Source organism: Aeromonas sp. MR19, assembly GCF_963899305.1.
Lineage (GTDB): Bacteria > Pseudomonadota > Gammaproteobacteria > Enterobacterales > Aeromonadaceae > Aeromonas > Aeromonas bestiarum.
On the sequence record NZ_CAWQWZ010000021.1, the window covers coordinates 103,216 to 117,541 of the forward strand.

At 58.1% G+C, this 14,326-nt stretch carries 8 protein-coding genes; all 8 read left to right on the forward strand.

Features of this window, described 5'->3' with window-relative positions; genetic code table 11:
* Positions 1-197 precede the first annotated feature (197 nt).
* The 8 genes from AACQ95_RS13255 to AACQ95_RS13290 all read left to right on the forward strand — a co-directional run bounded on the left by AACQ95_RS13255 (position 198) and on the right by AACQ95_RS13290 (position 14,297).
* Positions 198-5,039: an NAD-glutamate dehydrogenase gene (locus AACQ95_RS13255; RefSeq protein WP_241278718.1), complete on the forward strand. Its 4,842-nt coding sequence runs from the start codon at positions 198-200 to the stop codon at positions 5,037-5,039.
* A gap of 46 nt (positions 5,040-5,085) precedes the next feature.
* Positions 5,086-6,096, forward strand: coding sequence for a quinone-dependent dihydroorotate dehydrogenase (gene pyrD / locus AACQ95_RS13260; RefSeq protein ID WP_042866424.1), 1,011 nt, complete (start codon positions 5,086-5,088; stop codon positions 6,094-6,096).
* An 87-nt stretch (positions 6,097-6,183) separates the two neighbouring features.
* Positions 6,184-6,720: a cell division protein ZapC gene (locus AACQ95_RS13265; RefSeq protein WP_043555773.1), complete on the forward strand. Its 537-nt coding sequence runs from the start codon at positions 6,184-6,186 to the stop codon at positions 6,718-6,720.
* A 262-nt stretch (positions 6,721-6,982) separates the two neighbouring features.
* Positions 6,983-7,486, forward strand: coding sequence for a hypothetical protein (locus AACQ95_RS13270; RefSeq protein ID WP_043555772.1), 504 nt, complete (start codon positions 6,983-6,985; stop codon positions 7,484-7,486).
* 756 nt (positions 7,487-8,242) lie between these two features.
* Positions 8,243-10,438 (forward strand): bifunctional 23S rRNA (guanine(2069)-N(7))-methyltransferase RlmK/23S rRNA (guanine(2445)-N(2))-methyltransferase RlmL, encoded by a 2,196-nt coding sequence (rlmKL, locus tag AACQ95_RS13275; RefSeq protein ID WP_241278719.1) that lies wholly within the window; start codon positions 8,243-8,245, stop codon positions 10,436-10,438.
* Entirely contained in the window at positions 10,438-10,674 is a 237-nt protein-coding gene (locus AACQ95_RS13280) for a glutaredoxin family protein (protein ID WP_098984036.1), read from the forward strand. Before rlmKL ends, AACQ95_RS13280 begins: the two co-directional genes overlap by 1 nt.
* 66 nt (positions 10,675-10,740) lie before the next feature.
* Positions 10,741-12,651, forward strand: a complete 1,911-nt coding sequence (gene uup / locus AACQ95_RS13285) for an ATP-binding cassette ATPase Uup (RefSeq protein WP_241278720.1) — start codon at positions 10,741-10,743, stop codon at positions 12,649-12,651.
* An 8-nt stretch (positions 12,652-12,659) separates the two neighbouring features.
* Complete coding sequence (locus AACQ95_RS13290) at positions 12,660-14,297, forward strand: DUF3466 family protein (protein ID WP_241278721.1); 1,638 nt, start codon at positions 12,660-12,662, stop codon at positions 14,295-14,297.
* Positions 14,298-14,326 lie beyond the last annotated feature (29 nt).

Genomic DNA, 14,326 nt, shown 5'->3' on the forward strand with positions numbered 1-14,326 from the left:
TTCTGTTTTTTGCCAAATTGGCAAAATTTTTCACAGCTCAAGCCGTGATCTGTCCCTTGTTTTTAACATCTCGTTAGCACCTTTGCTCGCCTTCCTTGATCCAAGACATTACACTTCGCAGCAACTCTGTACCGGTGGGCATCCAGGGTGGATGTCTTTCCGTCGGTGGTTAATGTCGTCCGATAAGGAATATAGCAATGGCATTGAAAGACGCCCCTACCTCAGTTCTGCTCGAAAACGTTCTCAGCCTGATCCATCAGAAGTTGCCCAAGAAGAGTGCCTCCCTGGTCGAGTGCTTCGTTGCCAAGTTCTACGGCAACATGGCCAGCACAGATCTGCATGATCGCAATGACAGCGATCTCTACGGCGCCGCGCTCAGCCTGTGGAATGCGCTCAACCAGCGTACCAGCACGGAGCCCTACATCCGGGTCTATAATCCCGAGCTGACCCGCCATGGCTGGCAGTCTCCCCACACCATAGTCGAGATCATACTGCAGGATTCTCCCTTCCTGGTGGACTCCATCCGCATGACGCTCAAGCGTCTCAACATCACGGCCCACATGATGCTGCATCAGCCGCTGCACCTCATTCGCGGCAACGAAGGCAAGATCCGCGCCATTTTGGATCTCGACAACACGGCCGGGCAGACCTCGGTCGAAACCGCCTTCCTCATCGAGATCGATCACCTGACCGGTGACGACCAGATGGAGGCGCTGGCCGCCGAGCTCCACTCGGTCGCCGGTGAAGTGGCGCTGGCGGTGGGTGACTGGCAGCCCATGCTGGGCCGTCTGAACGAGATCATCGACGAGCTGCCCAAGCGCAAGAACCCGGTCAGCAAGGAGGAGGTCGCCTCCTGTGTCGCCTTCCTCAAGTGGGTAGCCGCCCACAACTTCACCCTGATGGGCTATCGCCGCTACGACGTCAAGGCGGTGGAGGGGGATCACGAAATCCTGCCGCTGCCGGACTCCAGCCTGGGGTTGATGAAGAACTCCATCAAGGATGAGGGGCAGCGCCTTGGCAATATGCCGGCCAGTGCCCGTCATGCGGCCCTGAGCTCCGACCTGCTGATCCTCACCAAGTCCAACAGCAAGTCCCGGGTCCACCGCCCGGCTTATGTGGATTACATCGGCATCAAGCGTTTCGACGAACATGGCAAGGTAGTGGGGGAGGATCGCTTCATCGGTCTCTACGCCTCCTCCATCTACAACACCAGTGCGACCCAGATCCCGCTCATCAGCCATCGCCTCGAGCGCATCATGGCCTCGTCCGGTCATGAGAAGGGCTCCCACGCCTATAAGGCCCTGCTCAACGTGCTGGAAACCTATCCCCGCGACGAGCTGATCCAGGCTCGCGAAGAGGAGTTGCTGGCCACGGGTCTCGGCGTGCTGGAGATGCAGGAGCGCGACATGCTGCGGCTGTTCGTGCGCCGCGACGTCTACGGTCGTTTCTTCTCCTGCATGGTCTATGTCACCAAGGAGCGCTACAACACGGCGCTGCGGGTCAAGACCCAGCAGATACTGCAGAAATATTTCGGCAGCAGCGAAGAGGTGGAGTTCAACGTCTACTTCTCCGAAGGCGTGCTGGCGCGGACCCATTACATAGTGCGGGTCAACAATAACAACGTGGATGTGGACGTGAACGAAGTACAGAACAACCTGATTGAAGCGGCCCGCAGCTGGGACGACCGGCTCGACTCAGTGCTGCTGACGCACTATGGCGAGGCCCGTGGCAATGCCCTGCGCCGTCGTTTCAGCACCGCCTTCCCCCGTGCCTACAAGGAAGATGTGCTGCCGGGCTCCGCCGTGGCCGACATCATGGAGCTGGACAATCTGAGCGAAACCCATCCCCTTGGCATGCTGTTCTACCGTGCCCAGGAGGAGGAGAACGATCGCCGGGTCCGCCTCAAGCTGTTCCACCGTACCGAACCCATTCACCTCTCAGATGTGCTGCCCATGCTGGAAAACATGGGGCTGCGGGTGATAGGCGAGACCCCGTATCAGGTCCGTACCCCCTCGGGGGATGTGTTCTGGATCCTCGACTTCTCCATGCTGCTGCGTGGCGATCAGCCGTTTGATCTGGAACAGAGCCAGCAGCGCTTCCAGCAGGCGTTTGCGGCCGTCTGGAACCGGGAGTTGGAGGATGACGGCTTCAACCGTCTGGTACTGGGTGCCAGCCTCACCGGCCGTCAGGTCTCGGTGCTGCGTGCCTACGCCAAGTACATGCGCCAGACCGGCGTCTCCTTCAGCCAGTCTTACATAGAGGAGACGCTCACCCGTTATCCCGATATCGCCCAGCTGCTGTTCACCCTGTTCGAGCAGCGCCTCGACCCGGCTGGCAAACAAGATGCCAAGGTACAGGCCAAGCTGCACGAGCAGCTCGCCGCCAAGCTGGATCAGGTAGCGAACCTGGACGACGATCGCATCATCCGCCGCTACGTGGAGATGATCGACGCCACCCTGCGCACCAACTACTACCAGCTGGACAAGGAGGGTCAGGTCAAGCCTTACGTCTCCTTCAAGCTGGCGCCCTCCAGCATCACCGACATGCCGCTGCCGCTGCCCAAGTTCGAGATCTTCGTCTACTCGCCGCGGGTGGAAGGGGTGCATCTGCGCTGGGGCAAGGTGGCCCGTGGCGGTCTGCGCTGGTCCGATCGCAAGGAAGATTTCCGCACCGAGGTGCTGGGTCTGGTCAAGGCGCAGCAGGTGAAGAACACAGTGATAGTGCCGGTGGGGGCCAAGGGTGGCTTCTACTGCAAGCAGATGCCGGTGGGGGCGGCCCGCGCCGTCATTCAAGAGGAGGGCAAGGCCTGCTATCGCCTGTTCATCCGCGGTCTGCTCGATGTGACCGACAACATCATCCAGGGAGAGGTGATCCCGCCCAAATCCGTGGTACGCCACGACGAGGATGACTACTACCTGGTGGTGGCGGCCGACAAGGGCACGGCGACCTTCTCCGACATCGCCAACGAGATAAGCCAGGAATATGGCCATTGGCTCGGCGATGCGTTCGCCTCCGGTGGCTCGGTCGGTTATGACCACAAGAAGATGGGCATCACGGCGCGCGGCGCCTGGGAGTCGGTCAAGCGCCACTTCCGCGAGATCGGCATCAACTGCCAGACCACAGATTTCACCTGCGTGGGCATAGGTGACATGGCGGGCGACGTGTTCGGCAACGGCATGCTGCTCTCCGAGCACACCCAGCTGGTGGGCGCCTTCAACCACATGCACATCTTCATCGACCCGACGCCCCATGCGGCCAAGAGTTTCGTCGAGCGCAAGCGGCTGTTCGAGTTGCCGGGTTCCAGCTGGGATGACTACAACCGCGACCTCATCTCGGCAGGGGGCGGCATCTTCCTGCGCTCGGCCAAGTCCATCAAGCTGAGCCCGCAGATCCAGACCCTGCTCGGTACCGACAAGGCCAGCATGGCGCCGAACGAACTGATCAAGGCGCTGCTCTGCCTGAATGTGGACCTGCTGTGGAACGGCGGTATCGGCACCTATGTGAAGAGCTCCCGCGAGAGCGATGCCGAAGTGGGGGATCGCAGCAACGACGTGCTGCGGGTCAATGGTCGTGATCTGCGTGCCCATATCGTCGGTGAGGGTGGCAACCTGGGCTTTACCCAGCTCGGCCGGGTGGAGTACGCCAGTCAAGGCGGTCGCATCAACACCGACTTCACCGACAACGTGGGCGGGGTGGATTGCTCCGACAACGAGGTCAACATCAAGATCCTGTTGAACCAGCTGGTGGCTGCCGGCGATCTGACCCTCAAGCAGCGCAACCAGATGCTGTACGAGATGACGGACGACGTGGCGCAGATCGTCATCACCAACGCCTACCGTCAGTCCCAGTCCATCTCGGTCACCAGTTTCCGTGGTACCGAGCAGCTCAAGGAGCAGCAACGCTTCATTCAGGGGCTGGAGCGCGAAGGCAAGCTGGATCGGGGGCTGGAGTTCCTGCCCTCCGATGAGGAGCTGTCCGAGCGGATGGCGGCAGGGCAGGGCTTGACCCGTCCCGAGCTGGCGGTGCTGGTGGCTTACGGCAAGATGGTGCTCAAGGAGCAGCTCAACTGCCCGGAGATCACCGAGGAGCCCTTCCTGGCCAACATGCTGGTCACCAGCTTCCCGGCCAAGCTGCAGCAGCAGTTCGGTGCCCAGCTTGCCCAGCATCCGCTGCGTGGCGAGATCATCGCGACCCGGGTGGCCAACATGCTGGTCAACGACATGGGGCTCAACTTCGCCAGCCGGATGAAGGACGAGACAGGTGCCTCCGTGGCCGAAGTGGCCTGCTGCTTCGCCATGGCCCGCGAGGTGTTTGGCCTGGGGGCCCTGTGGCGCGACATCGAAGGGTGCGACAATCTGGTGGGTGCAGAGACCCAGCTCGAGCTGATGTTCTACAGCCGCCGCATAGTGCGCCGTGCCACCCGCTGGTTCCTGCGTGCCCGCAATCGCAGCTGGAGCATAGCTGAGAACATCGCCTTCTTCCGCCCGGCGTTCGAGACCCTGGGGACCCACCTCTACGAGGTGATGGACGAGAGCGAGGTGGCCGAGCACCAGCAGGCAGTGGCTGCGCTGGTGGCCAAGCAGGTGCCGGATGCCATCGCCCGTCAGGTGGCCCACATGAGCAGCCTCTTCTCCAGTCTGGATCTGGCGCAGATTGCCGCGGAGCACAAGACCGACATAGTGCGCGCCGCCAATGTCTACTATCGCCTCGGCGCCAAGCTGGATCTGCACTGGTTCCTCGATCAGATCAACCATCAGCCGGTGGGCAACCACTGGCAGGCGATGGCACGGGCCTCCTTCCGCGAAGATCTGGACTGGCAGCAGCGCAGCCTCACATCTGTGGTACTGGAAGGGTGCAAAGAGCAGGGAGAATGCGCTACCATACTGGCCGACTGGATTTCGGAGCATGAGCAACTCTTGTCCCGTTGGACCCATATGTTGGCCGACTTCAAGACCACGAGCACCCACGAGTTCGCCAAGTTCTCGGTGGCCTTGCGAGAGTTGAACCTGCTCCAGTTGAATTGCCGAACCTCGGCATAACCCCTAAAGCCCCGGCCAGTTGCCGGGGCTTTTTTAAGGAGCAAAAATGTTGTACCCCCTCGCCAGGCATTTCTTGTTCAAGCTCAATCCTGAACAGGCACACGATCTCTCCATCAAATATTTGCCCCGCCTTCTCGGTACGCCACTTGATTGTTTCTTCCGCCACTCACTGCCCAAACGCCCCGTCACTGTCATGGGGCTTTATTTTGCCAATCCGGTCGGACTGGCTGCGGGTCTGGATAAGGACGGGGAGTGCATCGACGCATTTGGTGCCATGGGGTTTGGCTTTATTGAAGTAGGTACAGTGACCCCCAAGCCCCAGAGCGGCAATGACAAGCCTCGTCTGTTCCGGGTTATTCCGGCAGAGGGGATCATCAACCGGATGGGATTCAACAACAAGGGCGTCGACCATCTGGTTGCCCAGGTCAAAAAAGCCAAATACCAGGGCGTCATCGGCATCAATATCGGCAAGAACAAGGACACCCCGATAGAGCAGGGCAAGGATGATTATCTGATCTGCATGGACAAGGTTTATGATCATGCCGGTTATATTGCCGTCAATATTTCCTCCCCCAATACCCCGGGTCTGCGTCAGCTGCAATACGGTGACGCACTCGATGAGTTGCTGGCCGCGCTCAAGGTTCGTCAGCAGGAGCTGGCTGCCCAATATAAGAAGTACGTGCCGCTCGCCGTTAAAATTGCACCGGACTTGAGTCTGGATGAAATTAATCAGGTGGCCGCGTCCTTGATCAAAAACGGGATCGATGGCGTGATTGCCACCAATACCACCCTGGAGCGTGACATGATCTATGACATGCCCCACGCAGGTGAAGCGGGTGGCCTCAGTGGGCGTCCCTTGCAGCACAAGAGCACAGAGGTGATCCGCCAGCTGGCCAAGGCACTGGACGGCGCCCTGCCCATCATAGGGGTAGGGGGAATAGACAGCGCCATGGCGGCGCGGGAGAAGCTGGCAGCGGGAGCCAGTCTGGTCCAGATTTACAGCGGCTTTATTTATAAAGGCCCGAGTCTGGTCAAAGAGATTGTGACCCATATTTAAGAAATAAATGGGTGCCCTTTATTTAAAGTTGCTGAAATTCTCGACATGGAATAAAGTCGAGTAACGACTTCCAGTAAGGGCACCCCCATGTGTATCCAACCCAATGACAATTGGCAGTGGCATTATGATGCTCATGATGATCGTCTGATGCTGGATTTATCCGATCGCATGATATTCGCGACCGAATATAAAGGGCGACAGCTTGTCCCCTGTTCCTTCACCACCCAGCCTTTTTGCGTGGACGATGCCGCCCTCTATTATCAATTGATGGACAAGGCTGCCGAACTCGACTGGAGCACTCCCCATCAGGTTCAGTTGGTACTCAATGCCATCGCCGTCAGTCGCTTTTATAAACCCCTGATGCCGCAAAGCTGGTTCTTTGGTGAAGTTCATCCCTTCATTATTCCTGAGACCGGCGCCCTGGTGTGCATGAATACCCCTCATGGCAAGGGGGAGTTCATGGTGATCGAGGCGGGTGAACAGGCCAGCGTCTGTCTGAATCTGACGGATGATCTTATTTTGACCGCCAGCAAGATCCTGCCCCGTTTCGGGGTCATCAAGGTAATGAACAACCGCATGAGCGCCAGGGTGTCGACCCAGACACAATACCGTCAGGTGGGGTGATGGTTGACGCCTGTCTTCTGTCGGTGGGTGCAAAATAACCTGATGTCATTCTGGTTCAGGGTATTTTTCTTCATTATGAATTCAACATGAAACTTCCTGTCTGGTCACGTTTCTATTTTTGCTCGTTTACCTCCATTAACCTGATAATTGTGACATGTGTCGCTTGAGGCTTGTTTGCAAACGCCGTAGTCTCGGAATTGTGATGTGTAATACGTGTGTATCTGGTTGATACGTGTAAGCAACATGATCAGGGAAACGACTCATGACAATAAACAAGTATCTACTGACCAGTAGTCTATTATTTCTGCCTTTGACCGTTTCTGCGACAGAAGATTTGTCGGTCCTCATCTACGGAGCATCAATCCACAGTGGTTGCCAAGCGGCCAAGGGACCGCACGGAAAAACCTGTGACTTCAACAATATCAATCCGGGGCTCGGGGTGGATTGGGTTTTTCTGGGAAATAACGATACCGGCAAGCTCTCATTGCGTGGCGGTGGCTATGAGGACTCTTACGAAAAATTTGCGGCCTATGCAGGCTTCATGTATCGCAAGGAGTGGTATCTCACCGAGAACTTCTTTGCCGGTCTGGGACTGCAGGCCGGCTATCTTGATGGTTCAGGTATCAATGGCTTTGCGGTACTGCCCGTTGTCAGCCTGGGCTATAAAAATCTGGCTTTGGAAATCGGGTATGCCCCCAAGATGGATAATGTACCCGGCAGAAAACACGTAGCCGTGACATCATTCGGCCTGCGTTGGGCCATTTAATGCCCTTGTTCTGGATGTAACAGACCCGCGAGATGCGGGTTTTTATATTTTGCTTATGACCAAGTAAGCCTGAACAGAGCAGGAACGATCAATATCTGGTGACATCCACAAAGACGAGCGAGTTTTTTGATTCAGATATCGACGGTTGCCAGAGGCATTATGGGAATACTCATATGCCACCAACAAAAATGCCCTCGCATCAAGAGGATGAGAGGGCGGCAAACACACACTACAGGAGGAATAAGCTGTTGTTCCAGCCACCCGGCTATTTTAAGACGTGTGGTTGAGCCTGAAACCTGATAGATATGACAGTCTGACGATCGATGGAATAGCAGGGCGCGGCAAGTAAAAAAATAGCCCTCCTGTTTTCGGACGATAACGGGAGGGCAAAAACACGGGGTAACGAAAGGACATGCTCTGTCGGAAGGATAATAACTCAGTGAGTCTTGTTTGACGCCTGTCAGATATGGCAATCATGATGTGTCGATATTCTCTTCGCCATGGATGTGGAATATGTTCAGCCTGCTGACAAGGGAGATATAACCCAGTTCAGATTGTCGCTAGTTTGCGGTGATACCCTGTCACCCCATCAGGTGAGTTGGCGCAAGGCACCATCGAATGCCTGGCTCGCCCATCCTGGTATCAAGGGGAATGGCAGAATGGGCGGGGAGGTGAGCCGGCCAACACGTAGAGAAACGCCCTGTTTCTGGGGTCATCACCAAGCTTTTGCTGCTCAGGATCGGCTCTTAAGGTATAATGCGGCACTATTTTTATGGCATCCCCGTGAGCGTGATGAAAGAATTTTTTGCAACCTGCCCCAAGGGGCTGGAAAACCTGTTGGCCGACGAGCTGACCACCCTGGGCGCAGAGCAGGTCCGTGAGACGGTCGCTGGTGTCCATTTCAAAGGCGAACTGGCCATTGGCTACAAGGCCTGCCTGTGGAGCCGTTTTGCCTCCCGCATCGTGCTGGTGCTGTCCGAATTCCAGATGAACGACGATCTGGATCTCTATCTCGGCGCCCACACCATCCCCTGGGAAGAGCATTTCTCCGGTACTTCCACCATAGCGGTGGACTTTACCGGTACCAACCCCGCCATTCGCAATACCCAGTACGGCGCGTTGAAGATCAAGGATGCCATCGTCGATCGCTTCACCAAGCGCGGTCACGTGCGCCCGGACGTGGACAAGAAATCGCCGGATATTCGCATCATGGCGCACCTGGGCAAAGGCAAGGCCAATATCACGCTGGACTTGTCAGGCCCGGCGCTGCACCAGCGTTTCTATCGTCAGGGCACAGGCGAGGCGCCGCTCAAGGAGAACCTGGCCTGCGCCATGATTGCCCGTAGCGGCTGGGCCTGTGAGCCCATGATGGACCCCATGTGTGGCTCCGGTACCTTGCTGATTGAAGCGGCCTTCATCGCCGCCGACATGGCGCCGGCCCTGCGCCGCGAACGCTTCGGCTTCGATCGCTGGCTGCAGCACGATGGCGAGCTGTGGCAGAGCCTGATGATGGAGGCCCAGGTGCGCGCCAAGCGTGGCATGCAGCGCTGCGAGGTTAAGCTGTTTGGCTGCGATGCCGACCCCCGTGTGCTGCTGAAGGCCCGCGACAACGCCAAGGCGGCCGGTGTGGCCCACCTCATCACCTTCAAGCAGGCAGATGTCACCGCGCTGGAAAACCCGTTGCCGATGCCGGCCCCTGTTGAAGGGGAAGAAGGTCAAGGGGAGGCCCGCCAAGTCGGCATGCTTATCTCCAACCCGCCCTATGGCGAGCGTCTTGGCGAATTCCCGGCGCTCTTGGAAGTGCATCAGGCCCTCGGTGATGCCCTGCGTCGCAGCTTCCAAGGCTGGAGAGTCTCCATTCTCTCTGCCTCGCCTGAACTGCTCAGCTGTCTGCGCCTGCGCGCCGACAAGCAATATCGCCTGTTCAACGGCGCCCTCGAGTGCCAGCTGCGCAACTACCAGATAGCGCTCGACTCGGTGGCCTCCCAAAAAGAGGTGGCACAGGACTTTGCAAACCGTCTGCGCAAGAATCTGAAGACGCTGGAGAAGTGGGCCAACAAAGAGGGCATCGACTGCTATCGCCTCTATGATGCCGACTTGCCGGAATACAACGCCGCCATCGACCGCTATCAGGATTATCTGGTGGTGCAGGAGTACGCCGCGCCCAAGGACATCCCCGCCCAGAAGACCCGTCAGCGTCTGCTCGATATGGTTCAGGCCGCCATCAAGGTGACCGGCATGGACGGCGAGAAGGTGATCCTGAAGGTGCGCGAGCGCCAGGAGGGCAAACAGCAGTACCAGAAGCTCTCCGAAGAGCAGCACCGGATGGAGGTTCAGGAGTACGGTGCCCGTCTGTGGGTCAACCTCTACGACTATCTGGATACCGGCCTGTTCCTCGACCACCGTCAGACTCGCCGCATGCTGGGTCAGATGGCCAGGGGCAAGCGCTTCCTGAACCTGTTTGCCTATACCGGCAGTGCCACCGTGCACGCGGGTCTTGGCGGGGCGAGCGAGACCACCACGGTCGACATGTCCCATACCTACCTGAACTGGGCACAGGACAACATGCGGCTCAACTCGCTGGTGGGCCGTCAGCACAAGTTTGTGCAGGCCGACTGCCTGAAGTGGCTGTCGGAAGCAGACGATCAGTACGACCTCATCTTCATCGATCCGCCCACCTTCTCCAACTCCAAGCGGATGGACGAGAGTTTTGACGTACAGCGCGATCACCTGCTGCTGATGCAGCACCTGAAGCGACTGCTGGCGGCCGATGGCACCCTGGTGTTCTCCAACAACAAGCGCCACTTCAAGATGGATCTGGCCGGGCTCGAGGCCGCGGGTCTCAAGGCTCGCAACATCACCCAGCAGACCCGACCGAAGGACTTCGAACGTAACCAGCATATCCACAACTGCTGGATCATCACCCACGCCGAGGCGCCAACGGAGGCGTGATGCTGACCCTGTTTCACACCGACGGCTGCCATCTGTGCGAACAGGCATGGGGGCTGGTGGAGGAGGCCGGGCTGGCTGGCCAGACTCGCCAATGCGACATCATGGACGATGCCGGGTGGCTTGCCGCCTACCGGGTACGCATTCCGGTGCTGCGGGATGAGGCGGACCGCGAGCTGGGCTGGCCCTTCACGCTGGTTGAGTTGAAAGCCTGGGTTGCACGTCAGGATGAATGCTGATTTGACGATGAAACGGGAGCAGACCCAGTCTGTCGCCCGTTTTTTCATATGAAATAAGGAACGAAAATGGCTCTTTTAACATTGCACGGCGCTTGCTTGTCGTTCAGTGATTTCCCGCTGCTCGACAATGCCGAGCTCAGCATAGAGCGCGGTGAGCGTCTCTGTTTGGTCGGGCGCAACGGGGCGGGCAAGTCCACCCTGATGAAGGTCATCGCCGGCGAACTGCCGCTCGATGACGGTCGCATGGTGCAGCAGCAGGATCTGAAGGTGACTCGCCTCGAGCAGGATCCGCCCGCCTCCAGCGATCTGACCGTGTTCGACTACACGGCCGAAGGGCTGGCTGGCGTCGGCGAGCTGCTCAAGCAGTATCACCATATCTCCATGGAGCTGGCCCACGATCCCAGCGATGCCAACATTCGCATCATGAGCGAGCTGCAAGAACAGCTCGATTATCAGAATGGCTGGCAGTTCGAGACCCGTATCAGCCAGGTGCTGACCCTGCTGAACCTCGATCCCGACGCGACCCTGGATAGCCTCTCCGGTGGCTGGCTGCGCAAAGTCGCCCTGGCCCGGGCGCTGGCCTGTGACCCGGATCTGTTGTTGCTGGATGAGCCGACCAACCACCTGGACATCGAAGCCATCAACTGGCTGGAAGAGTTCCTGAAAGATTTCCGTGGTGCCATCGTCTTCATCTCTCACGATCGGGAGTTCATCCACAAGCTGGCGACCCGGATCATCGATCTGGATCGTGGCGAGATCACCTCCTGGCCTGGCAACTACGATCAATACCTGCTGGGTAAAGAGGAGTGGCTGCGGGTCGAGGAGCTGAAAAACGCCGAGTTCGATCGCAAGCTGGCGCAGGAGGAGGTGTGGGTTCGCCAAGGGATCAAGGCGCGCCGCACCCGCAACGAAGGGCGCGTTCGTGCCCTCGAGGCGATGCGGATGGAGCGTTCCCAGCGTCGCGAGCTGCAGGGCAAGGCCAAGCTGCAGATGGACGATGTGAATCGTTCCGGCAAGCTGGTGTTCGAGACCGAAGGGTTGGGGCTGGACTTTGGCGATCGGACCCTGTTCCAGGGGCTGGATCTGCAGGTGCTGCGCGGCGACAAGATTGCCCTGGTGGGGCCCAACGGTTGCGGCAAATCCACCCTTATCAAGCTGTTGCTCGGTCAGCTAGAGCCCAGCCGTGGTCTGGTCAAGGGCGGCACCAAGCTGGAAGTGGCCTATTTTGACCAGTATCGTGATCAGCTCGATCCCGAGCAGACTGTGATGGACAACGTGGGGGAGGGCAAGCAGGAAGTGATGGTGCGTGGTCGCTCCCGTCACATTCTGGGTTACCTGCAGGACTTCCTGTTTGAACCCAAGCGGGCACGTACCCCGGTGAAAGCCTTGTCAGGAGGCGAAAAAAACCGTTTACTGTTGGCCAAATTGTTCTTGAAGCCCAGTAATTTACTGATCCTCGATGAACCAACCAACGACCTGGATGTCGAAACGCTGGAACTGCTGGAAGAGCTGCTGGCAGACTATCCTGGCACCCTGTTGCTGGTGAGCCACGATCGTCGGTTTATCGACAATACGGTGACCGGTTGCTGGCTGTTTGAAGGGGATGGCCGCATCAGTGATTACGTGGGGGGGTATGCCGATATGATGGCGACCCGTGCCTTGCAAAGCACGCAACAGGCGGCGAAAGCGGCGCAGGCCAAAACGCCAGAGCCTGTCGCTGTGGCGAGCCAGGCGGTCACAAAAACCAAAAAACTCTCTTACAAGTTGCAACTGGAGCTGGATAATCTGCCAGCCCGACTGGAACAGCTGGAGACTGAGCTTGATACCCTGCAGGCCGAGGTAAACCATCCCGGTTTCTTTGCCCTGCCGAGCGATCAAACCCAGCTCAAACTGGATGCCCTGAATGCAGCAGAGGCTGCATTGGAACAAGCCTTCTCCCGTTGGGAGGAGTTGGAAGCGTTGAAACATCAGGACTAAGGAAGTAGATGAAAAAGCAATTATCCATGCTGGCCATTCTGGTCAGCGCCAGCCTGCATGCCCAGGCGGCACAAGACCCCTTTTTCAAAATCATTGATGATGAAGTCAAAGGCTATGCCAGCGGGATCAGTGCCGATGGCAACGGGCTCATCGGGATCAACACCAAAAACAACATGGCCGAACACTTCTCGACCGTGCAGTTTGCCGACTTCCTGGTCGATCGTTTCCGTTTTGAGCAGGGCTGCATGCTCTCCAACTCGGTCTGCAACTCCTTCTGGAACGACAAGAGCAACTTTGCTTATCAGTGGCGTGTCGACTTTCTGGCCAAAACAGATCAGCGCAGCAACGTAGGGTCTGTGGTCAGCAACGAAACCGATGGCCTGGTCACCGCTTTGGGCGACGTATCGGGCACTCGCGTCGGGTACAAGATGGATGGCAAGCTGCGCACCGCTTTTGCCGTCGTAGAGGAAGGCAACAGCGTCAACCTCAAGGATGGCGCCAGCACCCACAGCCTGAGCGTGCCAACCAGCATCAAGAAGCTGGACAACGGTCAGTACCTGGTGACCGGCACCGCCGCCACCGGCAAGAACATCGCCGTCAATTCCGAGACCTACAACTGGTGCTTCGCCGGCAACGATGGTCAGTATGGTGACTATCGCTACTGCCCGGGCCTCAACACCCAGGCCAGCTTCTGGCTGCTCAACAGCACTGGTACCTTCAACAAGCTGGTCCAGGCCAATGAATATGCCCGAGGTCGCAACGAGGTAGTGCAGACTGCCTCCGCACTCGGCGTTGGCAAATTCAACGGCAGCCTGTATGGGGTGGGTTACTCCTCCACCGGCGAGATAGGGACCAACTACCTGGATGGTCGCAACCTGGCGGCATACTGGACGCTGGATCTGGATAACAGCAAGGTAGGCACCACCCAAATCATACCGCTGGCCGAAGGCGAGCCGGGCAAGGATGACGCCAAGCTGCAACACAGCTGGGCCGTGGGGGTCAATGACAACGGTTATGTGATTGGCAACCAGCTCTATCGCATCAACAAGGGCCAGAACCGCCCCGTCGAGATGTTCGTGTTCAATCTCAACACCCCGACCACCAATGCCGTTGTTTCCCTGCAGGACAAGCCGCTGAGCGGCTCCGGCTCCGAGGCGGCTGCCATCAACAACCACAACATGGTGGTTGGCTGGCGCGATTCCCGTCATCAGACTCAGCCTGTGGTCAACGGTACCAATCGCATGCAGGAAGGTTTCCTGCTCAACGCGGCGACCGGCAACAACTGGTATCTGAACGACCTGATCTGCGGGCTGGATGATGCGGGTGCCAAGCAGTGCGCCCAGAACGGCTACTACTATCACATCGCGTATGCCAGCGGCATCAGCACGGATGGTACCGTGGCAGCGACGGCTTTCCGCTACAACAGCGAGAGCGATCTCAACAACCGCAGCAATGCCACCGTGGTCAGCGTGAAGCTGGCGCCGGTTGTGAAAGATTACAAAAACAATGAGCCTGCCAACTACGTGGTCGCCAACGCACCGGTCAATAACCAGACCGGTCAGGATGGTGGCAGCGGTGGTGGCAGCCTGTTCTGGTTGACTCTGCTGGCTCTGCCGTTTACCTGGCTGCGCCGCTACCAACGATAAAAAGGCATGTCACTAAAAATTAATGTGGT